Below are 23,777 nucleotides of genomic sequence, written 5' to 3' on the forward strand. Positions count from 1 at the left end.
GAAATACAAAGTTACTACGCCCCTTAACAGTTAAACTAGCGTTTACGCCAAAACGGAGAGTGCAGAACCAATCTGAAGAAGCGAAGCGCTCGCCTTTATCACCGGATTTCCAACAATTATAAAGTGAAATCAAAGAAATCCGGGGATAACAGCGATCGAAAGATGGTACTGCACTCGGAGTGACCAGGCGTAACATGCAAGGTTTATCTTTTATCTAATCCAAAGGAGATGAAACAGGATGAGCGAAACCAAAGAAACCGTACTGGAGCAGGAAGAGCAGATTGTCGAAGCCGGGGTGCACAATTTTAGCAAAGAGGAAGAGTGGATCAGACCGGAGGAACCGCTGCTGAATGAACGGCTGGAGTGGTTCAAGGACCAGAAGCTGGGGCTGATGATGCACTGGGGGCCGTATTCCCAGCTTGGTCTCGTGGAGTCCTGGGCGCTGAGCGACGAGGATGGCGATTGGTCGCGTGATGACATCGACTGGACGGATGACATGGAAGACTTTAAACGGGAATATTTCGATCTCAACAAAACCTTCAATCCGATTCGTTTCCAGCCTGAGGAATGGGCACAGATGGCGGCAGATAACGGGTTCAAATACTTCCTGTTCACCACCAAGCACCATGATGGTTTCTGCATGTGGGATACGAAGACAACCGATTACCGGATTACGGGCAAGGACACGCCTTTTCATACCCATAAGTATGCGGACATCTGTCGAGCACTGTTTGACGCTTTTCGGGCTAAAGGACTCGGCATCTCAGCGTATTTCTCCAAAGCGGACTGGCATACCCCGTATTACTGGGCACCGGGTATGGAGCGTGGACGTCATATGTGGCGCGGCCCTTCGTATGATCCCCATAAGTATCCGTGGCTGTGGGAGAAATTCGTGGAGTTCACACATGAGCAGATCATGGAACTGCTGACCAATTACGGGCGGATCGAATGTCTGTGGCTGGATGCCGGCTGGGTGCGTGAAGGTCGCCATGGTCAGGATATCAGGCTTGGAGAAGTCGTGGACCGGGCGCGTCAGACCACTCAGCCCTGGCTGCTGTCCGCAGATCGCACTGTAGGTGGACCGTATGAGAATATTGTTACCCCTGAGCAGACCATACCGGAACATCCGATGAACATTCCATGGGAGAGCTGTATTACCGTAGGCAACTCCTTTGCCTTCGGATTCGATGATCAGTATAAAACGGGAAGACAGCTAGCACATATTCTACTCGAAGTGGTGTCCAAGGGTGGTAACCTGGCGCTGAATGTAGGACCACAACCCGATGGGCGTCTGCCAAAAGGGGCAATTCGAGGCATCAAGGGCCTCGGTGAATGGCTGGGTACTCATGGAGAAGGTGTCTATGGAACCCGGATCTGCGGGCCATATTTTACGAAAGATTGGGCCTTCACTCAGAAGGAAGAGATCAACACCGTATATGCCTTCCGTTTATACCGAAACGAACATGAGAGCGTACAACCACAGTTAGTCATTCCTTATCTGGAAAAGGTAGAGCGGGTCGAACTCATCGGTAGCGATGACGTACTTACGTATCAGCATAAGGAAGACGGACTTCTCGTGGAACTTCCACAATCGGTTACAACCAGTGCATTACCCATCACACATACGTTCAGATTGATCACAAGCGCATAGAGGTTGTTCCAACTGTTCCCCTTCTCGGTGCTGAATCGGTAACTTTTTGAACATGCATGCATAGAAAGCCATGTCAATTCCGGGGGAGGTATAACCACCTCCGGAATTTTTATATTCATACATAAGGAACATATATCCCACCAAAAACAGCTCCAAATTGCTTGTCACACAAGGGTTTATGGAATAAAGAGAAGTCGGAGAAAATTGCAAATTGATAAAAGTTTACCGTGCGATGTACTATCAAATTAAGAAAGCGCTACCTGATATGAATGTTTACATCAATTAGGTTTGACAAGGAATTAAGAACAGAAAAAAGGATGTTTAAGGGATGTAAATGTAATGTATTATTACACTTGAGGTGTAGAAGGAGTGACGCAAATGAGTCGAGCTACGGAAAGCATACCCGCCAAGATGGAACTCCAGCAGAGGAAACATGTGGAGCCCAAGCGGCAGCATCCATTCATCAAAAGCCTCAAGAAACACTGGGAGCTCTACCTGCTCGTGCTGCCCCCGGTGTTGTATCTGTTGATCTTCAAGTACATCCCTATGGTGGGTGTCCAGATTGCCTTCAAGGACTTCAGTGTGGTCAAAGGAATCTGGGGAAGCCCGTGGGTTGGATTCAAACATTTTGAAGCCTTCTTCCAATCTCCAAACTTCTGGCTGTTAATCAAAAACACGATAGGCATTAGCTTCTATTCCTTAATTGCGGGTTTCCCTATTCCCATCCTGCTGGCGCTGGCGCTGAATGAGATTCGAACGGGTTACTTCAAGAAGACCGTGCAAATGGTCACTTACGCTCCGCATTTTATCTCAACCGTTGTCATGGTATCCATTATCATTCTGATGCTCTCCCCACATGTGGGCGTGGTAGACAAGCTGTTCACACTGCTCGGCTTCCCAATGACCAACTTCATGGGCATTCCGGAATACTTCAAATCGATCTATGTCTGGTCAGGTGTGTGGCAGGGCATGGGATATTCATCCATCATATATATCGCAGCTCTTGCTGGTGTTGATCCATCTCTCTATGAAGCAGCAAAGATGGACGGCGCATCAAGGCTTCGGAAAATATGGCACATTGACCTTCCAACACTCGTTCCAGTCACGGTTATCATGCTGATTCTGAGTCTGGGCAGCATTATGGGCGTGGGCTTTGAGAAAATATACCTGATGCAGAATCCACTCAACACAAGCGCTTCGGAGGTCATCTCCACGTATGTGTACAAGGTGGGTCTGATCGGAGCCAATTTCAGCTTCTCCTCGGCAGTAGGGTTCTTTAACTCCATTATCAACTTGATCCTGCTGGTTATCGTCAACGGCATATCGCGCAAAGTATCCCAGAACAGCTTGTGGTAAAGGAGGAGCTTATCCATGTTCAACCTGATTAATCGTAACCGGATCAAGGACCCGCTTGGTGACCGCATTTTCATGACACTTAACTACATCTTTTTGTTCGCCATACTTCTAACGGTGTTTTACCCGCTCTTGTATATCATCAGTTCTTCGTTCAGCTCTTCACGAGCCGTGACATCCGGCCAGGTGTGGCTGTTCCCGGTCGACTTTAACATCAAGGCGTACATCTCCATTTTCAAAAGCCAACAGCTTATGCTCGGTTTTTATAACACGATCATTTATACCGTGGTGGGCACGTTCATTAACGTGACGCTGACTGTCATGCTGGCGTATCCCTTGTCCCGTAAGTCATTCTACGGACGAGGAGCCATTATCATTTTCATGATGATCACAATGTTCTTCGATGGCGGTCTGATCCCCACCTACCTCTTGATGAAGGACTTGCACTTGCTGGATACACGCTGGGCGATGTGGCTGCCCGGGGCGCTCGCAGTATTCCAGGTCATCGTGGCAAGGACTTTCTTCCAATCTTCCATCCCGGAAGAACTCGGGGAGGCCGCCGAAATGGACGGTTGCCGGGATATCCGGTATCTGATCAGCGTAGTTCTTCCCTTATCAAAGCCCATTCTGGCAGTCATGACACTCATGTATGCCGTAGGTCACTGGAATGCGTACTTTGATGCACTGATCTACCTGCGTTCCGAGAAATTGTTCCCTCTGCAATACGTGCTTCGCAATCTGCTCATCCTGAATGCGGCTGATCCGGCGATGCTCGCCAATACCAGCCAACAGATGCGGGATCAAGGGTTTGAGCAGGTGTTGAAATATGCACTGATCGTTGTCGCAAGTATTCCCATTCTGATCATGTATCCATTTGTACAGAAACATTTTGTTAAAGGGGTCATGGTTGGTTCCCTGAAAGGTTAATCCTTGTGAGTTAAGCCCGGTTGCCTCTTGAAAGGAGGTGGAAGGAACACGCCGGCTTCCGGGATCGATTTTATACACGTGCAGTACAAGTCAATAATTTGCCGTTATGAACAAAAAGGAGGAGTCAGATTGAGAAAATCTTGGATTTCGATGTTGTTTCTGGTCTTTGCTTCGATGGCTTTGTTGTCCGCATGCAGTTCATCCGAGGAGTCGGGTGGAAGTAGCGACGGTAGCGGGGAGAGCGGCGGTCCTGTAACTATGACCCTCTTTGCTCCGCAAGGCAAAGCGTCCATGGAAGAGAATGAATTCACCCAATTTATCGAAGACAAGTTCGACGTTACCCTAAAATGGGATCTGGCCCCAACGGACGCCTTGCAGGATCGCAGACAATTGCTGCTGGCTAGTGGTGATTATCCCGAAGTGTTTCTTCACGGCAAGTTCACCACCTCAGACCTTCAAACCTATGGAAAACAGGGCGTGTTCCTTCCGCTACAAGATCTGATTAAGGAGTATGGTCCGAACCTGACCAAGATTATGGAAGAGAAGCCATACTTCAAAGAAGCCATTACGGCACCGGATGGCAACATCTATGCACTGCCGATCTTCAATGAATGTTACCACTGTACGTATGCACAGAAATACTGGATCAACACAGAGTGGCTCGATAATCTGGGTCTGAAAATGCCAACAACAACCGATGAACTGTATACCGTTCTGAAGGCGTTTAAGACACAGGATCCCAACGGTAACGGGAAAGCGGACGAGATTCCACTTACGGGTGCACCGAACAAGTATGTATGGAATGGCAACATTGATGCCTATCTGATGAATAGTTTCATATACAATGACAACGACAAATACCTGATCGTGAACGATGGCAAGGTGAGTTTTGCCGCCAATCAGGAAGGATGGAAGAAAGGGCTGGAGTACATGAACAAGCTGTATGCAGATGGCCTGATTGATCCAGCTTCCTTCACGCAGAACGACCAGGCCATCGGACAACTGGGCAACAAGGAAGGCGATGAAGTGGTAGGTTCCATTACGACGGCACTGGTCAGCTATCTCGTGAATACGTATGACAAAGACATCACCCGTCACCAGCACTGGGAGATCGTTCCGCCATTGAAAGGACCGGATGGGGTGCAGACGACAGGCGCCACGCAGAGCGTAGGTGAGTTTGAGTTCGCCATCACCAACAAAGCGACAGAAGCACAGCAGATTGCTGCCATCAAAATCGTAGATTACATGTTCAGTGAAGAAGGTGCGCTGTACGCGGAGTATGGACCAACCGAAGGTAAGGGCTGGAAGAAGGCAGATGCTGATGAGAAAAACATCAATGGCGAGCCGGCCAAATACAGCTACTACAACCTGCCTGAGCGTGATCCGAACGTTGTTGTGAACGAGAGCTGGTCACAGATCGGAGCGCATGACTTGTCCAACTCGTTCCGTAATCTGTTTGCCGAAGGGCAGAATCCTTTAGAAGCAGAGGGTTATGGTACACGTCTGGCGCAAGCTACCAATGTGTATGAACCCTATGCACCAAAAGAAGTATACCCTGCGAACGTGTTTATCCGTCCAGAGGATACGGAATCAGCTGCACAACTGACTACGGCCATCAAGGATTATGTGCAGACAAATATGGCGCAGTTCATTATCGGTAGCAAGAGCATTGATAAGGAATGGGATGCATATGTCAAAGGCTTCGATGGTCTTGGGCTGAGTAATTATCTTGAGATCTACCAGCGCGCCATTGAGAAGAATCAATAATTGTTGAAGGATTCAATATAGAGGCTGTCCCGTCTGTCACCCGTGACCGGGACAGTCTTCTCCTATGACAACCCCACGTCATCCGATATAATGTACTGAATATTTATGGAAAATTAGCGATCAGCACAAATGATTGTCGTCATTCAGCATGAACAGTAATGGTGGGGGGATCTCGGAGATGAACAACAATTGGTTTAGACGTTTGCTGTTATCGTATCTGCCTGTTTTCTTTATTGTGACGACCATTCTATTCTTTATTTTCTTCCAGGTCTTCAATGAACAGAACCGTAGAGAAGCGCTTAAGGCCAATGAATTCCTGGCCTCACAGGTCACACAATATCTGGACAACTCTTTGCGCTCCATTGACTTCAAGGTACTGCGTGAGATTTTGACCAACCCTAACTTGAAGAATTATTTCTCGGTATCTGGCAGCGATGATGTGTATGCCGGCATTCAGGCGGTCCAGGTAGTTGATGAATTGAAAATAGAGTATCCGCTGATCGATTCGATATATCTCGTTCGATATGGAGATGGCACGGTCTTCAGTAACGGGAAGGCTGTTCCCATTGAAGAGTTCCCGGATGCAGATTTTATTGCAGATAGCCGGACGAGGGATGAACAAAAGTGGGCAGGGGCACGAGCATTCCGGGCTTTCCCTTCACAAGCAACGGAGCAGGTGATTACGATTGTGCGAAGTGTAGGGAACGGCAAAGGACTTGTAGTCACCAATGTGGATCTGAGTACCCTGAGGAAGTCCATCATGCAGATGTATGATCCGGAATTTACGTTTGTGAACATCTTCAACCGTTCGGGCGACAATCTGTGGGATAGCAGCATGCCAGGAGGGGTTGCAGCTTCTACTAAAACCACGTCGGGAGAAGTCTTCTCCGAATTTACGTCGAGTTATAGCGGTTGGAAAGTGCAGACAGGTCTCAATAATGGAAAAATCGTCAAATGGACTCTGCAATTTTATAATATCTGGTTTGCCTTTGCTGTAGTGGTTGTGTTGATCGGGGTGGTGTGGGTGATCTACGTGACCCGTAGAAATTACAAGCCGATTCAGCAGATTGTCACGTTAATTCAGACCGTTTCTTCACAGAAGCAATCCGGACTGAACTATGGCAAAGAGAATGAATTCCGATTCATCCATACCACGCTGGAACGCATGATTGATCAGACGAGACAATATCAGGAGGAGCATGAAGAGAATCTGATTTTGCAGAAAAGGATGTTCTTTCAGGAGTTGCTTGAAGGCACACGAGACTTTACAAGCACGGATCTGACAGCAGAGATGAAGAAGTTCAAACTGCCTGAGATGGAGCATCGTTGGGCCGTCATGGTAATCGAAATGGATCGGTATGATGCATTTGTGACGGAGTATCATCATCAGGACCAATCCCTCCTGAAATTTGTGTTGTCCAGTATTCTGCAAGAGAGTGCACGCCATGAAGGAACGGAAGTATGGGCTGAATGGATCTCCGATCAGCGTCTGTACGCCATCCTCTGGATGCCGGACATGGAACAGGCCGATGAGACGGAGCATCGATTACTAGCTGGTTATCTGGACAGAATCGATCAGTATCTGAACTTCACCGTCACCATTGGTGTGGGTCGGGTTGCTGTCGATATTCGGGGGTTGAGAGCTTCATTGAAAGAAGCTGTACACGCGCTGGAGTACAAGGCTGTACTGGGCATAAATCGCATCATTCCGTGTAGCGATGTGCCGAATTCGACCAATGATGTGTATGAGTTCCTGAAGACCATCTCACTGCTGGTACAGGCGATGCGTTTATCGGACGATATCTGGGAAAAGCATTTTGAAAGACTGTTTGAACAAATCAGTGAGTCCGTCCTGTCCCGTCAGGAGATTATGAATACGATCCAATTGTTATTTCAACATTACAATCGGGAGTTCGCCGAACTTCCACGGGAGTACCAGGATTCGTGGGCCGCTATATTCACCCCGCTTCTCCCAAGGCTTGAGGGCTGGGAGACGTTAGACGATTTGCGCGAGTTGTGCTGGGAAGGGTTCCGGGAACTGGCCCTGCAGATGAAGACGCTGCAATGTTCGCGAAAACACAGATCTCATATTCTCGAGATTCGCAAATACATCGAAGAGCATTACAATAATCCCGATCTTTCGCTGAACTATCTTAGTGATCGTTTCGATATTAATCCGAAGTATCTGAGCAAGCTTTTCAAGGATGAGATTGGGGAGAAGTTTGTGGATCTGCTCATTAGTCATCGGATCGAAAAAGCCAAATTGCTCATGCAGGAGACGGATAAGGCCATTCAGGAGATCAGTGAAGAAGTAGGATATACCAACTATAATTCCTTCAATCGGGCTTTCAAGAACGTGGTGGGTGTAGCGCCAAGTGACTACCGGAAAGCTATGTGATGCAAGTGCACCCGCCTAACTAATTCCGAACGCATAAGGAGAATGTGCATATGGACTATAAAGATGCTTCGCTTCCCATTCAGGAACGGGTTCAGGATCTGATCGGACGGATGACAACGGCAGAGAAGATTGGTCAACTCATTCAGCCGATGGGATGGAAGACGTATGATAAAGCAGCTGATGGTACAGTACAGGTGACGGAAGAGTTCAAAGCGGACATGGAACAGGGCGGTGTCGGTTCTCTGTATGGTGTGCTTCGGGCCGATCCATGGACTGAAGTGACACTTGAGACGGGGCTTACTCCACGGCAGGGAGCCGTTGCCACAAATGTCATTCAACAGTATGCCATGGAGCATTCCCGGCTGGGCATTCCCATTTTGTTCGGAGAAGAATGTTCACACGGGCATATGGCAATTGGAGCGACAGTGTTCCCCGTACCGTTAACGGTGGGCAGCACGTGGAATATGGAATTATACCGCAAGATGTGTGAAGCCATCGCTGTAGAGACCCGGAGCCAGGGGGGAGCGGCGACGTATTCCCCGGTGCTTGATGTCGTGCGTGATCCGAGATGGGGGCGGACGGAGGAATGTTTTGCCGAAGATCCATATCTGATCGGTGAATTCGCAGTAGAAGCCATGAAGGGACTACAGGGTGACCACCTTGATTCCAACCAGACGATTGTGGCGACACTCAAGCATTTTGCAGCTTATGGCAGTTCGGAGGGTGGGCGCAATGCAGCACCTGTGCATATGGGATTACGTGAATTGCATGAAATAGATCTGTTGCCGTTCAAAAAGGCAGTGGAGGCCGGGGCTTGTTCCGTGATGACCGCTTATAACGAGATTGATGGCGTCCCTTGCACGTCCAGTACGTATCTGCTGAATGACCTTCTGCGCGAGCAGTGGGGATTTGAAGGGTTTGTGATTACTGATTTTGGCGCCATTCAGATGCTGGTTCATGGACATAACACCGCGGAGAACGGGGAGCAGGCCGTAGCACAGTCCCTCCAGGCAGGGGTAGACATGGAGATGTCCGGGTACATGTACCGCAAACATCTCGGTCAGGCGTTGGAGCAGGGACTGATCGAAGAGAAAGATCTGGACTTGGCTGTGTGGCGGGTGTTGGAGATGAAATTCAGACTCGGGTTATTCGAGCACCCCTTCGTTGATCCAGAATTTGCAGAACGGGTCATCGGATGTGAGGATCATATTCAGTTGGCGAGGGAAGTTGCGCAAGAGGGGATTGTTTTACTGAAAAATGAAGGAGCGATATTGCCACTCTCCAAAACTGGCACGAAGCTGGCTGTCATTGGTCCCAATGCGAACCATATCTATAACCAGCTTGGGGACTACACCTCGCCACAGCCGAGAGAACAGATCGTCACGGTACTGGATGGCATTACGCGCAAGTTTGGCGCGGATTCGGGTCAGGTATTGTACGCACCTGGTTGCCGGATTAAAGGCGATTCCAGAGAGGGTTTTGCACAAGCGCTCGCCTGTGCGGAACAGGCCGATGTCATCGTGATGGTAATGGGTGGTTCCAGCGCCCGCGATTTTGGTGAAGGCACGATCGACTTGCGGACAGGAGCGTCTGTGGTAACCGATGACCCATGGAATGATATGGAGTGCGGCGAGGGCATTGACCGGGCTTCCCTGAATCTCATGGGTGTTCAATTGGAGCTGGTGCAGGAGCTACATAAGCTGGGGAAACCGGTTATCGTGGTCTATATTAACGGCCGTCCTATTGCTGAACCTTGGATTGATGAGCATGTTCACGCCATTGTGGAAGCATGGTACCCAGGACAGGAAGGTGGTAACGCGATCGCAGACATTCTGTTTGGCGATGTGAATCCATCTGGCCGTCTTACGGTTTCCATTCCCAAGCATGTTGGGCAACTTCCTGTCTATTATCATGCCAAACGCACGCGTGGCAAGCGGTATCTGGAGATGGATCTTGCGCCGCAGTATCCGTTCGGCTATGGACTGAGCTACACCGAATTCACATATGAGAATGTTAGGGTAGTACCGGAAGTGATCGGTCCGGAAGATGAAGCACAGGTGATGGTTGAAGTCACAAATACCGGAGCGGTTGCGGGAAGTGAGGTTGTACAGTTGTATATCACCGATGTATCGGCTTCGGTCACGCGGGCTGAAATGTCACTGAAAGGGTTCCGCAAAATCCATCTGGAGCCAGGAGAGACTCAGACCGTTACGTTCCCTGTGCAAAAAGAACATCTCGTACTGATCGACTCCCGTCTCCAGTCTGTTGTGGAGCCAGGTGAATTCAGACTCATGGTTGGCCGCAATTCTGCTGACTGGATCGCTTGCAGTCTGCACATTCAAAAGGTGGGGGTGGAGGTATGATTCGAATACAACGATTCATCGAAGATCTGAAGCAGCGGCAATGGCTGGATACGATCGAGCTTCCAGAATGGCATATGCAGAAGGCCCGGTACATTCGGCCAGGGGAATACGAGTATGAGCAGGCGGACAAGGCAATGCAAAGCTTGAATCCGCTGAACAGTGTACACGGAACGACGTATTTTCTGAGTAAATGTGTGGAGATTCCGGACAGTTGGCAGGATCAAGCCATTGGGTTGATTTTTGAGACTGGAGGAGAAGGGCTGCTGAAGGTGAATGACTTGCCTTATCACGGACTGGATCGGAATCACGGATTCGTACCGCTTCCGAGAAGTCGAGTAGGGAATACGCCGCAGTTGGAGATTGAACTCTACGACCCGATCCCGGAGCCGCATGATCCACTCAATCGACAAGCTGTGATTCAGCCGCCTATTCAGGGCATCCGTACAGCATTGGTTCATATCAATCAGCCCTTGCAGAGCCTGATGTATAGCGTGACGGTACTCGCCGAGTCGCTCCGGGCATATAACGAGAAGGAGCCCAAGCGGATGGCACTTGTTCAGGCCATTCACCAGGTGATGGATGAGATGTACAATAATCCGGACCGCTGGACTGATGCAGCATGGATACAGAATTTTGAACATGGACTGGTACAGTCGGTACAGCAGGAAGACCCGGAGGAATATCGAAGTGGCTTCATGCATCTGGTTGGACAATCCCACATTGATATTGCCTGGCTGTGGCCTGTGCGAGAGACGGTTCGCAAGTCCAGTCGCACGTTCTCGACCATGTGTACCTTGATGGACACGTATCCGGATTTTGTGTATTCCCAGAGCCAGCCGCAGCTGTATGCCTTCGTGAAAGAGCATTACCCGGAGCTGTACGAGCGAATTAAAGCACGCATTGCTGAAGGCCGCTGGGAGTTGGTCGGAGGCATGTGGGTGGAGCCGGATCTGAACATTCCGAGTGGCGAGTCGTTGGTCCGGCAGATTCTGTATGGACAGAACTTCTACCAGGCGGAGTTTGGCAGACGCTCCAACATTGAGTGGCTGCCCGATACTTTTGGCTACTGTGCTTCCTTGCCGCAGATGCTGAAGCTTGCGAATATTCCTTATTTTATGACCACCAAGCTGAATTGGAATGACACCAACGCGTTTCCTTATGACCTCTTCGACTGGGTAGGCATTGATGGAACTTCAGTGCTTGCCTATCTGAATCATGGGGTGAATGAGCATACGCGGCCCAAAGATGTGGATGAACATTGGCAATCGTACAAACAGAAGGATGTGCATCCCGAGCAGATGTTGCTCTACGGACATGGCGATGGTGGCGGCGGTGTGACGAATGAGATGGTGGAGTTTGCAGAGCGATCCCACTTGATGGTCGGGCAGCCAATCAGCAAATTCAGCACGGCAGGCGCTTTTTTTGAAGACATATCGTCCAATAATCCAACGTTGCCAAAGTGGCACGGGGACTTGTACCTGGAGTTACACCGGGGAACCTATACGACCCATGCGAGGAACAAACGTAGCAATCGAAAGGCAGAGGTATTGTACCGGGAAGCGGAGATTTGGGGGCAATTTGCCAAAGCTTGCGCTGTACACACGAAGAATGACCTGGATGAAGGCTGGAAGCTGATCATGCTCAACCAATTCCATGACATTATTCCGGGAACATCGATTCCTGAAGTATACGTAACGTCCACCGAGGAGTACACGAAGGTATTTACATTAGGTACATCCGTACTGCGGGAAACGCTGGATATCCTTGCGGAGAACATTGCAACCGATGAAGCTGATGGTCTTCCCTACATTATATTTAACAGCCTCGGCTGGGAACGTGGAGAAACTATCACCATTACAGGGGATGCAAATCTCACCACGGTGGGTGCATTCGATCGTCAAGGGAACCCTCTGGCCTGTGATCTCGAACAAAAGGGAGACAAGTATACGTTGCTTGTGCATGTTCCATCGATTCCTGCTTTTGGGTATACAACCATATGGCTGCGCGAGGCATCGGATGTTATCCTTCCAGTAAGAGAAGAAGAAACTTTCCCTTCCACATGGGAAACCGAATTTTACACGCTTGAGTTCAATGATTTGGGAGAGATCACCCGATGGTATGACAAAACGGTAGGACGCGACTGGTTGAAGCCCGGTGATCGGGCGAATGAGTGGCAGTTTTTCCATGACAAACCGACGTACTGGGATGCCTGGGATATCGATCCACGGTTTGAATCCCAGCGGGCAGGTGTGGTGCAGTTGATCTCCAGAGAGGTTGTACAGCGCGGAGCTACGCGAGATGTGCTGCGTTATGTGTGGAAGCTGAATCAATCGGAGATCAGCCAGGATATCATTTTGCATCACCACCAGCGGCGTGTTGATTTCCATACGAAAGTGAACTGGAATGAGAGTCATAAGCTGCTCAAGGTGGCATTTCCGGTGGATCTGGTGGCAGCCAAAGCAGCCTATGAAATCCCGTTTGGAGCGTTGGAGCGTCCAACCCATAACAACACCAGTTGGGAGCAGGCGCAGTTCGAGGTCTGCGGTCATCGCTGGGCGAATATCTCAGAGGGTAACAGTGGTGTGAGTTTGCTGAATGATTGCAAGTACGGATACGACATCAAGGATCGGACGATCCGCCTGTCCCTGCTTCGCGCCCCGAAATGGCCGGATGAACATGCCGATCAGGGAGAACATGAATTCACATATTCGTTCCTGCCACATCAGGGGGATTGGCGACAAGCTGCTGTCGTTCGCCGCGCAATGGAGCTTAATCATCCGGTGGAAGTTGTTGTAGCGAGCCCGTCTTCGGGTCACTTGCCATCTGAACATGCTTGGGTTCAGTTCCATAGTGAGCATGTCATTCTGGATGCAATCAAACCCGCAGAAGATGGATCGGGAACGGTGCTGCGTTTCTATGAGTCATCAGGAGGTAGAGAAACAGTACAGGTCGAATGGGTTAAAAGAGAAATTAAGGCGTCTGTCATTAATCTGCTGGAGGATGAGATCCATCCGTTGGCTTGTCCGAACGGCACATTCGAACTGACATTCAAACCGTATGAAATTAAGTCAGTGAAACTTGTTCCAGTGAATCCAAATACGTAATCTTCAGGAGGTATGACATGAAATTAACGAATAAGATCGGTGTCATCGTGGATAGCTTTGGCGTAGGTGTACGGGAAGGGCTGAACAAGGCCAAAGACGTAGGTGCAGAAGGTGTGCAGATATACGCCGTCAAGGGAGAGATGGACCCTGAAAATTTGTCACCTGCGGCGCGCAAGGAACTGAAGAGTTACATCGATTCGCTGGGTCTCGAAATTTCAGCACTGGTTGGTGACCTCGGCGGACATGGTTTTCAGGTCAAGGAAGATAATCCGTGGAAAGTGGAGAAATCGAAGCGGATCGTGGATCTGGCCCTCGATCTGGGTACCAACATCGTCACAACACATATCGGCATTGTTCCACATGACCCTTCATCAGAGGTTTATGCCACGCTGCATGCTTCTTGTGAGGAACTGGGCCAATACGCCAAAAGTGTTGGCGCATACTTTGCCATTGAGACAGGGCCGGAAACGGCTGCTGACTTAAAAGGATTCCTGGATACACTGTCGACCAACGGGGTATCGGTGAATTTTGACCCGGCAAATATGGTGATGGTGACTGGAGATGATCCGGCGCAGGGCGTTCGTCTGCTTAAGGATTACATCGTACATACCCATGTGAAAGATGGTGTGCGGTTGAAGGAAGTCGACCCACGAGACGTATACGGAGCGGTCGGTTATGCGCCTATGGATCACGAAAAAATTGCCGAGATGGTCTCGTCCGGAACGTTCTTTCGTGAGGTGCCACTGGGCGAGGGTGGCGTTGATTTTGACGGATACTTTGCAGCGCTTCAGGAGATTGGTTACACCGGTTATCTGACGATTGAGCGCGAGGTAGGGAATCAGCCGGAGCAGGACATTCGTAAGGCGGTTCGATTCATCCAACAATATCGATAGGGAGCTGAGCAGATGAAAGTGGGCCTGAGCACATACAGTTTGTTGAACGATTTGAATTCCGGTGAGATGACGGTACTGGATGTGATCGACTGGGTTGCGGCGAACGGTGGAGAGCATATGGAGATGGTACCTTACGGTTATACCGTGGAGGATAATCACGATCTGGCGGATGCGATTCGGGAACGGGCAGCGTCTGCAGGTATTGAACTGTCCAACTATTCGATGCCAGCCAATTTCGTGCAGGAGACGGAAGAGGCGTTTGAAGAAGAGATGGCCCGGGTCAAAAGGCATGTGGATGTGGTACACCGAATGGGTGTGAAACATATGCGTCATGACGTCACGGCGTTTACCCTGCCAAAGGAGAAGATGACCATCGCCTGGTTCGAGGACCATCTGCCGCTGATGGTGCGGGGAAGCCAGATCATTGCGGACTATGCTGCGCAGTTTGGTATCACCACAACCATTGAGAATCACGGCTTCAGCGTGCAGGCGAGTGACCGGGTGCAGCGTGTGCTGCATGCTGTGGACCGTCCGAACTTCAAAACAACACTCGATATTGGCAACTTCATGTGTGTGGATGAGAATCCGATCATCGGTGTCATGAAAAATCTGCCGTACGCTTCTCTGGTCCACTTCAAAGATTTTTACTTCCGTCCTTATGATGAGCATCCGGGTGAGGGTGAATGGTTCACGACAGCCTACGGCAACTTCCTGCGTGGGGCCATCGTTGGACAAGGGGACATTCCGATTCGTAAAATTGTTAAGTTGATCAAAGACTCCGGCTATGATGGCAACATTACGGTGGAGTTCGAGGGTATGGAGGAATGCAAATCCGCATCCAAAATCGCCATGGACAACCTGCGACGCTTCTGGGAAGAGGCGTAACGAACATCATGGGGAGATAATTAAGGGCCGCGTCCAGACGTGGCTCTTTTTCTCATAATACAGCAAGCAAAAAAGCCTATCAGAATATGGTTCTGCGCAAGGATTAAGTTACGAGCAGCACAAGTGTGGTATACTGGATATATTCAGCCTGATAATAACTGGCTATGGATAGGAGATGTCACTGATCTATGCAGGTATTCGAGGACTGGAATCAGAAAGTAAAGAGGACGTTTAATGCTACGAACCCCGAGGTAGTGTTGACGGTATCGGAAGCTGGAAGTTTGCTTGGTTTGACCAAAGACCAGATGAAACTGTACGTGGACAAGAACAAACTAACGAAGGTCCCGATCATGAGAAGTGTTCACCGATACCTCTTATTGAAAAGTGAAATAGATAACATCGTTCAAGCTCGATAACTTCATAGGATTGAACACAACCATTTTACCGATAGGATTCGGGAGAGTGGTCTTTTTTTTATCGGAAAGGGGACGGAACGTGCTGAATAAAGTGTCAAATTGGTTCTATCAGCGGGTGAATTGGAAATGGGTTGCAGCTGCAGTTGTTGTATTTGCTTGTTTTATTGTATTGATTCTGCCCTGGCAGGCGGCAAAGTCGGAGGAGGCCACAGGTGGTGGGCAGTCCCCGGATTCCTCTTTTTTGTACACTGCGGATGATCTTTATCAGATGGCTGAGCAGTATGGAGAAGCAGGGCGGAGCGCCTATATCTATGCACGGTTCACATTTGACCTCATATGGCCGTTGGCCTATCTGTTGTTATTGGTCGTTCTGTTATCAGTACTCTATCGCGTGCTTCCGGTGAAGAGTCGCTGGCGCTGGGTGAATCTGATTCCAGTCTTAGGTTGGGCTATGGATATGCTTGAAAATATAGGTGCGTCTCTGATCATGTATCGTTATCCCGAACGTACGCCTGTGCTTGCTGAACTCACTCCGGTATTTACCTTGTTGAAATGGTGTCTGATCTATGCCAGTTTTGCAGCACTGGTTCCGGGTGTTCTGATCACGGTTCTCTGCTATATACGCAGGCGCAAGAAGTAATGGAGAGACGGATGGATTAAAAATATATTGGTAACCCTAATGGTGTAACGATCCAAAGAGTAAGTGAGGAAATATACGCTTGTCAAAGGACAACCTGTTCATATATACTCATGTCGCAAGTGGCGTGAATCGTATAATTACATGAGCCCAAGGAGATGAAGAACGCATGTCGATCAGCTTGAATGTGTATCTGATAACAGACGGTAATGGACGTGAAGCGGTAGATTTTTATCAAAAGGCATTTGGAGCGGAAGTGCTCGCACTTCAAACGTTTGGTGACGGTCCATCTGACCCGAATCATCCCATCCCGCCAGAAGCGAAAGACCGTATTATGCATGCTTCTTTGCAGATTGGCAGCTCGGTATTAATGTTGTCCGACACATTTCCAGGCATGCCGTACACCATAGGTAATCATGTTAGTATTACTGTGAACACGGATACTGTGGATGAAGCCAAAGCTATTTTCAGCCAACTGGAAGATGGTGGCATAGTGGAAATGGCGATACAAGAGACGTTCTGGAGTCCAGCCTACGGCACGGTTGTTGACAAATTCGGCGTACATTTTCAGGTCAGTGCTAAACCGGGACAAGCTTAAGAGCGTACTCTTCGCTAATATAGCCTACAAACGGCAAAACCTCCGCGATCTGCTTTGAGCAGTTCTGGAGGTTTTTTTGTTTTTCCCTATACGGCGTGGGATTACCCTTCCTTCTGAATCTTGGAAGGGTTGTTGATTTTATAAGGAACCGGGTTACGTGTCAGCTTCTTCTTGATGATTTTGGCTTCAAACGTGATAACGTCTCCCACTTCCAGTTCTTGTTTCTTAACGGTGGCACTGTGGCTCGACCAGGCTTCCCCAACGTCAATGACGTCTGGCTCCGTGATGGTAACTGCTTCATAGATGATGACTTCATCGTCATTGTCAGAGAAGTGATTCGGCACAGTGGTGAATTCTTTGACAACGGCGCTCATCTTCACTTTGCCTTCTGGCAGATCAATCTTAACGGTCTTGGCCTTGCTCGCTGTTTTGGCTTTGGGTTTGGCTTCACTGGCTGCCCCGGACTGAGGTCCAACATACGCTTCTACTAGTCCATCCGGATCACCCTTCATCCCCGAGGAGAAATCATCGGTGTCCGTTTCGTCGTAATCATCCAGATCCGCCGGAATTTCATCCGGGTTAACCAGGGCATCTTCTGGAGTTGACGTAACAGCAGCAGAGACTGGTGCGACTGTATCCGAAGTTGTCGTTTCTGTGCTTCGATCTGACCCGGCATTACTTATGCTTCTGGCGCTGTAACTGGACGCTTGCATTTCCTTCAGATACGATGGGTGAATGCAATGTTTTTGTCCATTATCCAGTTGAATTACGGCTGCCATGTGATCGACATATCCAATGATGGTGCACGGCATGTTTAATCCGTTTCCTTTATAATAGAACGTTTTGAGTTTGGTCGCTTTACCGGAAAGCAGGCCCCACTCCTGACATTTCTCAATCAGCTCATCTTCGTTATCCAGCGCAATAAAATCCTGTGGTTCAATCATAAATGCGTATGTCATATGGAATTTCCGCCCTTCCAATCCATTCTTCATGTTCATCGTTTCCAAATTACAACCAGTGTATCACAAATGAGCATTTTGCATAAATCGAAACGCTGAAATCTGTACTCGGAGATGAAGATTATCAACGCCTGCTCACAGAGGCCTATGCTATAATTTGATCAGAATGTAAGGTGAGAAGATATAGCCTTGATATACATATTTCGTGAAGGGAAGATCTGTATGGATAAAAAGGTGAATCATCAAGCTGTATGGCTTGCTATAGGTGTTGCCATGGGAGTCAGCATTGGTACGGCTACACAGCAGCTTGGACTTGGGATTGCTTTTGGCTTGGCACTTGGCATTGTGATTGGTTCGGTAGTTAGCAAACGTGCAGGGTCAGACTCGGAACATATGCTCAGCGAACATGTCCGTGAATTGCATAAACCAGATGACTGGGAAGACGCGCTGCATCGCTCGCAGGATCATCCGGTGCTTATCCTGAAACACAGCACAACTTGTCCGACCAGTGCGAGAGCGTACAGAGAGTTTATGGCGTTTGTAGGCACCAATGCATCAGATCCCAAACAACCTATGGACTACCGCATCGTCAAAGTGATTGAAAATCGCTCGTTGTCCCGCCATATTGCGGAAGAGACAGAGGTTCACCATGAGTCACCCCAGGTACTTCTGCTCGATCAGGGACAAGTCGTCAAACATACCTCACATGGCAAAATTACAAAAAAGAGACTATTGCAGTGGGCACAGAATCCATTTGGATAAATGGTAAACCTTATAAACCCGTTCTTTTCAGCCCATAGCTGAGAAGTGCGGGTCTTTTTTACGTTTTTTTTACACCTGTGGAGGCATTTCTTTACCCCTTTTTTACAGCGTTTCGTATTACGATTTTACATGTAGCAGGTGCAGAGAACGGTAGAGAGAGGGAGGAAGGGCGCATGGTGAATGATGCCACGATGATTGGATTGGTTGTGCTGCTGTTTGCGGTGTTTTGGGGATTTGTGAAATTCTGCGAAAAGGCTTGAGGGTAGAGAGGGGGAGGGGAATGATTGCCATCAGCATAATTGTACTCGCACTGGTGATTTATCTCGGTTATGTGCTGGTGAAGCCAGAGAAATTCTGATGCTGACACTGTACGTAATGCGGAACAAGGGAACGTCGAATAGGGAGGAAATGCGGATATGGGTATCGGTGTAGTGCAAGTAGCGGTAACGCTGCTGATCATCCTGCTGTTGGTGAAACCGGTGGGAAAATATATAGTGAACGTGTTCGATGGACAGCGAACGGGGCTGGATCGGGTTTTTGGCGGACCGGAGCGACTGCTCTATCGCGTGATGGGGGTACGGGAGAATGAGTCCATGGGGTGGAAAAAGTACCTCACGGCCGTTCTCCTCTCCAACTTCGTAATGTTGATATTGATGTTTCTGGTGCTGCGACTGCAAAAATATTTACCGCTCAACCCGGATGGGATTGACAATATGCCAGCGGCGCAGGCATTTAATACGGCTGTTTCGTTCATGACCAATACGAACTGGCAGTCTTATACGGGCGAGAACGCCCTGTCGTACCTGTCACAGATGCTGGCAGTGACATTCCCGATGTTTACGTCGGCAGCGACAGGGTTCGCGGTAGCCATTGCGTTCATTCGCGGGCTGATAGGCCGCCGGGATGAACTGGGGAACTTTTACGTCGACCTTGTACGGTCGATTACGAGGATTTTTTTACCGCTGAGCTTCATCGTGGCCTTGTTCCTCGTGTTCCAGGGTGTACCTCAGACGCTCGCGGGAGCGGTGAACGCAACGACGCTCGAAGGCGCGCAGCAGACCATTACACGTGGATTGGTCGCCTCACTGGAGTCGATCAAACATATTGGCACCAACGGTGGTGGCTGGTTTGGAACCAATGCTGCACATCCATTCGAGAATCCAACAGCCCTGAGCAATCTGGTGCATATCGTCTGCATGATGCTGCTGCCAACTGCGTTAGTCTACGCCTTCGGCTTGATGGTCAATAACCGGAAGCAAGGTTGGGCCTTGTTCGCAGCGATGAGTTTTCTTTTCCTTGTGATGTTGACCACCGTATTTGTCTCCGAATATCGCGGTGTACCTGCGCTGGATGCAGCAGGTCTGCAGGGCAATATGGAAGGCAAAGAGGTCAGGTTCGGCATACCCGAGTCTGCTTTATTCACAGCAGTCACGACGGCAGCCACAACAGGTTCAGTCAACAATATGCACGAGTCGCTCACTCCACTTGGAGGCATGGTATCGCTGGCCCAGATGATGCTCAACAACGTGTTTGGAGGCAAAGGGGTAGGGCTGATCAACGGACTGTTGTATGTGATTCTGGCTGTGTTTATCTGTGGATTGATGGTGGGACGAACACCTGAGTTCCTGGGCAAAAAAATCGAGGGCAAAGAAGTGAAGCTCGCATCCATCGCCTTGCTCATTCATCCTTTGATTATTCTTGCGCCAACGGCACTCGCACTTATGCGGCCTGAAGCAGTTGCGTCCATCTCGAACGGGGGCATGCATGGCCTGACCGAAGTTCTCTATGCTTTTGCCTCGGGTGCAGCCAATAATGGATCGGCCTTTGCCGGACTGAATGCCAATACAGACTTTTACAACATCGCGATTGGTATCGTTATGCTGCTCGGAAGGTACGTTTCCATGATCGCCATGCTCGCTATCGCGGGTTCACTTGCTACGAAACGGGTTGTACCTGTAACCACAGGTACATTGCGGACACACACACCTCTCTTTGCTGGCATTCTGGTCATGATGATTGTTGTTGTCGGCGCACTCACATTCTTCCCTTCACTTGCCCTTGGACCGATCGCAGAACACTTGGCAATGATTCAATGAGGGATACGACAGGGGCTCTACAGAGAAATTGGTGTATCGACGTAACGTATGGAGGTGGCAGTGCACGATGAATGCAGTCGAACGAAAGAAGGAGCAGACGATGCAACACACGGATACAGAAATGTTTAGAACGAAGGGCAATGAGCCGGATAACAATCGAGGTCATATTCAACGTGATCCCGGATCGAAACGGTCGTTAAGCAAGGATATGATACTTCAGGCTTCACTGGATACGTTCAAGAAGCTTAATCCAGTGGTCATGATCAAAAACCCGGTCATGTTTATTGTCGAGGTGGGTACATTCATTACGCTCTTGTTATGCATTAATCCCGATCTGTTCACCGCATCCGAAGCCGGGCGCGGGTACAATATCGCCGTATTTTTCATATTGCTGTTCACCCTGCTATTTGCCAACTTCGCGGAGGCACTTGCAGAAGGTAGAGGTAAAGCGCAGGCGGATACGTTACGCAAGACGAAGTCGGACACCATGGCCAATCTGGTACAGAAGGATGGAACAATCCGACACGTGTCTTCGACCCAATTGAAAAAAGGCGATATGGTACGTGTGGAAGTTGGTGAACTGATCCCCACGGACGGTGAGATTATAGAAGGCTTGGCCTCTATTGATGAATCGGCCATTACGGGAGAATCTGCCCCGGTCATCAAGGAAGCGGGAGGCGATTTTTCATCGGTTACCGGAGGTACACGTGTCGTATCTGATTACATCGTCATGCGTGTACAGACCGATCCGGGGGAGTCATTCCTTGACCGGATGATCTCTCTGGTTGAGGGTGCACAGCGCCAGAAAACACCCAATGAAATTGCGCTGACAACCCTGCTCGCCGTATTAACGCTGATCTTCCTGATCGTCATACTCACGATGGTTCCGATGGCGAATTACCTGGGTATTCGACTGGATCTAGCGACCCTGATCGCACTGCTCGTCTGCCTGATCCCAACCACCATTGGTGGATTACTGTCTGCCATTGGTATTGCCGGGATGGACCGTGTTACGCAGTTCAATGTGCTCGCCATGTCAGGTAAAGCGGTGGAAGCAGCCGGGGATATCGACACGTTGATTCTAGACAAAACAGGAACGATCACATACGGAAACCGCATGGCATCTGAGTTTATTCCCGTTCAGGGCATTACTTCGTCAGAGATGACGCAAGCTGCTTTACAGGCTTCTGTGCGAGATGAGACCCCGGAAGGACGTTCTGTTGTAGAACTGGCAGGCAGACAAGGCCAGAGCTGGCCGGAGACGGAATATGCACATGCGGAAAATGTGGAATTCACGGCAGAGACCCGGATGTCCGGTCTCAATCTGAGTAGCGGAATGAAGATCCGCAAAGGTGCGGTGGATGCGATCAAAAGATATATCACTTCCGAAGGAGGCCGTATACCGGAAGATCTGGATGAGATCGCAAATCGAATTGCAAAGGCCGGAGGTACGCCGCTTGCTGTAGCCATCGATGAACGCATTTACGGTGTGATCTATCTGAAAGACACTGTGAAGCCAGGGCTGAAAGAGAAGTTTGCTGAGATGCGCGCTATGGGCATCAAGACCATTATGTGTACAGGCGACAATCCGTTAACCGCAGCGACCATCGCGCTGGAAGCGGGCGTGGATGATTTTATTGCCGAAGCGAAGCCCGAGGATAAGATTGCGGCGATCAAAAAAGAGCAGCAGGAGGGCAAACTCGTCGCCATGACGGGCGACGGTACCAACGATGCTCCTGCTCTGGCCCAGGCTGATGTGGGCCTGGCAATGAATTCGGGCACCATGGCGGCCAAGGAAGCGGCCAATATGATTGACTTGGATTCCGATCCGACCAAGCTATTGTCGGTCGTCTCCATTGGCAAGCAGCTGCTGATTACACGCGGTGCACTTACAACCTTTTCGATATCCAATGATATCGCGAAATATTTTGCCATCATCCCAGCCATGTTTATTCTCGCCATGCCGCAGCTTCAGGCGCTAAATATTATGAATCTGGCTTCACCGCAGTCTGCGATCCTGTCGGCGCTCATCTTCAACGCCATTATTATTCCGCTACTCATTCCTATCGCAATGAAAGGGGTCAAGTATCGGGCGATGTCAGCCGAACGACTGCTTGGTCGCAATGTGTTCATCTATGGTGTAGGTGGTGTGATTGTACCTTTTATCGGCATTAAGCTCATTGATATGGTTCTATCAGGGATTCTTTGAGAAAAACAATGTGATCTCGAAACTTTGAACTAAAGCGTGATACACCGCAATGTTTAGCAAAATTGTTCCTTATCCTAATGAATTCAGGAAGTGATCTATATGAACATGTTCTTACCCGCTGTACGGCTGTCCGTCGTGCTTATGCTGATCTGCGGTCTAATCTACCCGCTTGTAACGACTGGCGTAGCCCAACTTCTCTTCCCTGCGCAGGCGAATGGCAGTCTGATTACGCAAAATGAGAAAATTATTGGCTCGTCACTGCTGGCGCAGGAAATCCAATCGCCGGGGCTGTTCCAGCCCCGGGCATCAAATGCCGGTTATGACCCAACGGCTTCAGCCGGTTCGAATCGTGCCGTAGCTTCGGATGAGTATATCAGTGAGATGAAGGAAAAGATTGCTCAGCTTAGGCAGGAAAACCCGGGATTGCAGCAGATCCCTGCTGATCTCGTGACGGGTTCAGGATCTGGACTTGACCCGGATCTCTCTCCCGAAGCCGCTGAGGCGCAGATCCCGCGCATCAGCGAAGCTACGGGACTTAGTGAACAGCAGCTTGTGCAACTTGTAAATGAGCATACGGAAGGTCGTCAAATGGGTATATTCGGGGAACCGCGTGTGAATGTAACGGCTCTGAATGTGGCGCTGACAACGGAACTGAATTAACGAATTAACATATTAGCCTGCTCACGACATATCGCGAGGGGCTTTCTCCATTTTTTCATTATATTTTTTATTTTTTAGAGGAAAGGGGGGAGAGGGACG

19 protein-coding genes are annotated in these 23,777 nt (G+C 49.4%); 18 read left to right on the forward strand and 1 reads right to left on the reverse strand.

Translation table 11 applies throughout. The features are described 5' to 3' along the window. Nucleotides 1-238: 238 nt before the first annotated feature. From F0220_RS01140 to F0220_RS01195, 12 genes are all read left to right on the forward strand, one after another. Nucleotides 239-1,651, forward strand: a complete 1,413-nt coding sequence (locus tag F0220_RS01140) for an alpha-L-fucosidase (protein ID WP_105602245.1) — start codon at nt 239-241, stop codon at nt 1,649-1,651. A 378-nt stretch (nt 1,652-2,029) separates the two neighbouring features. Beyond that, nucleotides 2,030-3,007, forward strand: a complete 978-nt coding sequence (locus F0220_RS01145; RefSeq protein WP_105602244.1) for an ABC transporter permease — start codon at nt 2,030-2,032, stop codon at nt 3,005-3,007. A gap of 15 nt (nt 3,008-3,022) precedes the next feature. Further along, nucleotides 3,023-3,931: a carbohydrate ABC transporter permease gene (locus F0220_RS01150; protein ID WP_091012102.1), complete on the forward strand. Its 909-nt coding sequence runs from the start codon at nt 3,023-3,025 to the stop codon at nt 3,929-3,931. Nucleotides 3,932-4,060: 129 nt separating this feature from the next. Then, nucleotides 4,061-5,698, forward strand: a complete 1,638-nt coding sequence (locus F0220_RS01155) for a type 2 periplasmic-binding domain-containing protein (RefSeq protein WP_105602242.1) — start codon at nt 4,061-4,063, stop codon at nt 5,696-5,698. A gap of 178 nt (nt 5,699-5,876) precedes the next feature. Further along, nucleotides 5,877-8,096 (forward strand): helix-turn-helix domain-containing protein, encoded by a 2,220-nt coding sequence (locus F0220_RS01160; RefSeq protein ID WP_181155613.1) that lies wholly within the window; start codon nt 5,877-5,879, stop codon nt 8,094-8,096. 50 nt (nt 8,097-8,146) lie between these two features. Continuing rightward, nucleotides 8,147-10,459: a glycoside hydrolase family 3 N-terminal domain-containing protein gene (locus F0220_RS01165; RefSeq protein WP_105602238.1), complete on the forward strand. Its 2,313-nt coding sequence runs from the start codon at nt 8,147-8,149 to the stop codon at nt 10,457-10,459. Next, the gene (locus tag F0220_RS01170; protein ID WP_105602237.1) at nt 10,456-13,563 is read left to right on the forward strand and encodes an alpha-mannosidase; all 3,108 of its coding nucleotides are present in this window, start codon (nt 10,456-10,458) and stop codon (nt 13,561-13,563) included. The genes F0220_RS01165 and F0220_RS01170 overlap by 4 nt, the downstream gene beginning before the upstream one ends. A 17-nt stretch (nt 13,564-13,580) precedes the next feature. Continuing rightward, complete coding sequence (locus tag F0220_RS01175; protein ID WP_091012110.1) at nt 13,581-14,456, forward strand: sugar phosphate isomerase/epimerase family protein; 876 nt, start codon at nt 13,581-13,583, stop codon at nt 14,454-14,456. 12 nt (nt 14,457-14,468) lie between these two features. Then, nucleotides 14,469-15,341, forward strand: a complete 873-nt coding sequence (locus F0220_RS01180) for a sugar phosphate isomerase/epimerase family protein (RefSeq protein ID WP_105602235.1) — start codon at nt 14,469-14,471, stop codon at nt 15,339-15,341. A 188-nt stretch (nt 15,342-15,529) separates the two neighbouring features. Next, nucleotides 15,530-15,757 carry a hypothetical protein gene (locus F0220_RS01185; protein WP_017691180.1) on the forward strand — a complete coding sequence of 76 codons (228 nt, stop codon included), beginning with the start codon at nt 15,530-15,532 and terminating at the stop codon, nt 15,755-15,757. Nucleotides 15,758-15,836: 79 nt separating this feature from the next. Continuing rightward, the gene (locus tag F0220_RS01190) at nt 15,837-16,397 is read left to right on the forward strand and encodes a hypothetical protein (protein ID WP_105602234.1); all 561 of its coding nucleotides are present in this window, start codon (nt 15,837-15,839) and stop codon (nt 16,395-16,397) included. A gap of 166 nt (nt 16,398-16,563) precedes the next feature. After that, nucleotides 16,564-16,992 carry a VOC family protein gene (locus F0220_RS01195; protein WP_105602232.1) on the forward strand — a complete coding sequence of 143 codons (429 nt, stop codon included), beginning with the start codon at nt 16,564-16,566 and terminating at the stop codon, nt 16,990-16,992. A 101-nt stretch (nt 16,993-17,093) separates the two neighbouring features. Here the strand turns inward: F0220_RS01195 and F0220_RS01200 are convergent, their stop codons facing one another. Beyond that, entirely contained in the window at nt 17,094-17,951 is an 858-nt protein-coding gene (locus F0220_RS01200) for a hypothetical protein (RefSeq protein WP_105602328.1), read from the reverse strand. A 222-nt stretch (nt 17,952-18,173) separates the two neighbouring features. On the opposite strand from F0220_RS01200, the gene ytxJ reads away from it, so the two are divergent. From ytxJ to kdpC, 6 genes are all read left to right on the forward strand, one after another. Continuing rightward, the gene (ytxJ, locus tag F0220_RS01205; RefSeq protein ID WP_223199823.1) at nt 18,174-18,713 is read left to right on the forward strand and encodes a bacillithiol system redox-active protein YtxJ; all 540 of its coding nucleotides are present in this window, start codon (nt 18,174-18,176) and stop codon (nt 18,711-18,713) included. 77 nt (nt 18,714-18,790) lie between these two features. Then, nucleotides 18,791-18,973 carry a hypothetical protein gene (locus F0220_RS01210; RefSeq protein WP_076329646.1) on the forward strand — a complete coding sequence of 61 codons (183 nt, stop codon included), beginning with the start codon at nt 18,791-18,793 and terminating at the stop codon, nt 18,971-18,973. Between the two features lie 20 nt (nt 18,974-18,993). Next, nucleotides 18,994-19,071, forward strand: a complete 78-nt coding sequence (locus F0220_RS33395) for a potassium-transporting ATPase subunit F (protein ID WP_223199957.1) — start codon at nt 18,994-18,996, stop codon at nt 19,069-19,071. A gap of 58 nt (nt 19,072-19,129) precedes the next feature. Next, entirely contained in the window at nt 19,130-20,809 is a 1,680-nt protein-coding gene (kdpA, locus tag F0220_RS01220; protein ID WP_373419793.1) for a potassium-transporting ATPase subunit KdpA, read from the forward strand. A gap of 208 nt (nt 20,810-21,017) precedes the next feature. Next, nucleotides 21,018-23,018 (forward strand): potassium-transporting ATPase subunit KdpB, encoded by a 2,001-nt coding sequence (gene kdpB, locus F0220_RS01225; RefSeq protein ID WP_219845160.1) that lies wholly within the window; start codon nt 21,018-21,020, stop codon nt 23,016-23,018. Between the two features lie 99 nt (nt 23,019-23,117). After that, the gene (gene kdpC, locus F0220_RS01230) at nt 23,118-23,678 is read left to right on the forward strand and encodes a potassium-transporting ATPase subunit KdpC (RefSeq protein ID WP_105602227.1); all 561 of its coding nucleotides are present in this window, start codon (nt 23,118-23,120) and stop codon (nt 23,676-23,678) included. Nucleotides 23,679-23,777 lie beyond the last annotated feature (99 nt).

The organism is Paenibacillus sp. 37 (assembly GCF_008386395.1).
GTDB classification, from domain to species: domain Bacteria; phylum Bacillota; class Bacilli; order Paenibacillales; family Paenibacillaceae; genus Paenibacillus; species Paenibacillus amylolyticus_B.

Bases quoted from the DNA above. Each gene is read 5' to 3' on its own strand.
- F0220_RS01140 (WP_105602245.1), top strand. From the start codon at position 239: ATGAGCGAAACCAAAGAAACCGTACTGGAGCAGGAAGAGCAGATTGTC.
- F0220_RS01145 (WP_105602244.1), top strand. From the start codon at position 2,030: ATGAGTCGAGCTACGGAAAGCATACCCGCCAAGATGGAACTCCAGCAG.
- F0220_RS01150 (WP_091012102.1), top strand. From the start codon at position 3,023: ATGTTCAACCTGATTAATCGTAACCGGATCAAGGACCCGCTTGGTGAC.
- F0220_RS01160 (WP_181155613.1), top strand. From the start codon at position 5,877: ATGAACAACAATTGGTTTAGACGTTTGCTGTTATCGTATCTGCCTGTT.
- F0220_RS01165 (WP_105602238.1), top strand. From the start codon at position 8,147: ATGGACTATAAAGATGCTTCGCTTCCCATTCAGGAACGGGTTCAGGAT.
- F0220_RS01170 (WP_105602237.1), top strand. From the start codon at position 10,456: ATGATTCGAATACAACGATTCATCGAAGATCTGAAGCAGCGGCAATGG.
- F0220_RS01175 (WP_091012110.1), top strand. From the start codon at position 13,581: ATGAAATTAACGAATAAGATCGGTGTCATCGTGGATAGCTTTGGCGTA.
- F0220_RS01180 (WP_105602235.1), top strand. From the start codon at position 14,469: ATGAAAGTGGGCCTGAGCACATACAGTTTGTTGAACGATTTGAATTCC.
- F0220_RS01185 (WP_017691180.1), top strand. From the start codon at position 15,530: ATGCAGGTATTCGAGGACTGGAATCAGAAAGTAAAGAGGACGTTTAAT.
- F0220_RS01195 (WP_105602232.1), top strand. From the start codon at position 16,564: ATGTCGATCAGCTTGAATGTGTATCTGATAACAGACGGTAATGGACGT.
- F0220_RS01200 (WP_105602328.1), bottom strand. From the start codon at position 17,951: ATGACATACGCATTTATGATTGAACCACAGGATTTTATTGCGCTGGAT.
- ytxJ (WP_223199823.1), top strand. From the start codon at position 18,174: ATGGATAAAAAGGTGAATCATCAAGCTGTATGGCTTGCTATAGGTGTT.
- F0220_RS33395 (WP_223199957.1), top strand. From the start codon at position 18,994: ATGATTGCCATCAGCATAATTGTACTCGCACTGGTGATTTATCTCGGT.
- kdpA (WP_373419793.1), top strand. From the start codon at position 19,130: ATGGGTATCGGTGTAGTGCAAGTAGCGGTAACGCTGCTGATCATCCTG.
- kdpB (WP_219845160.1), top strand. From the start codon at position 21,018: ATGATACTTCAGGCTTCACTGGATACGTTCAAGAAGCTTAATCCAGTG.
- kdpC (WP_105602227.1), top strand. From the start codon at position 23,118: ATGAACATGTTCTTACCCGCTGTACGGCTGTCCGTCGTGCTTATGCTG.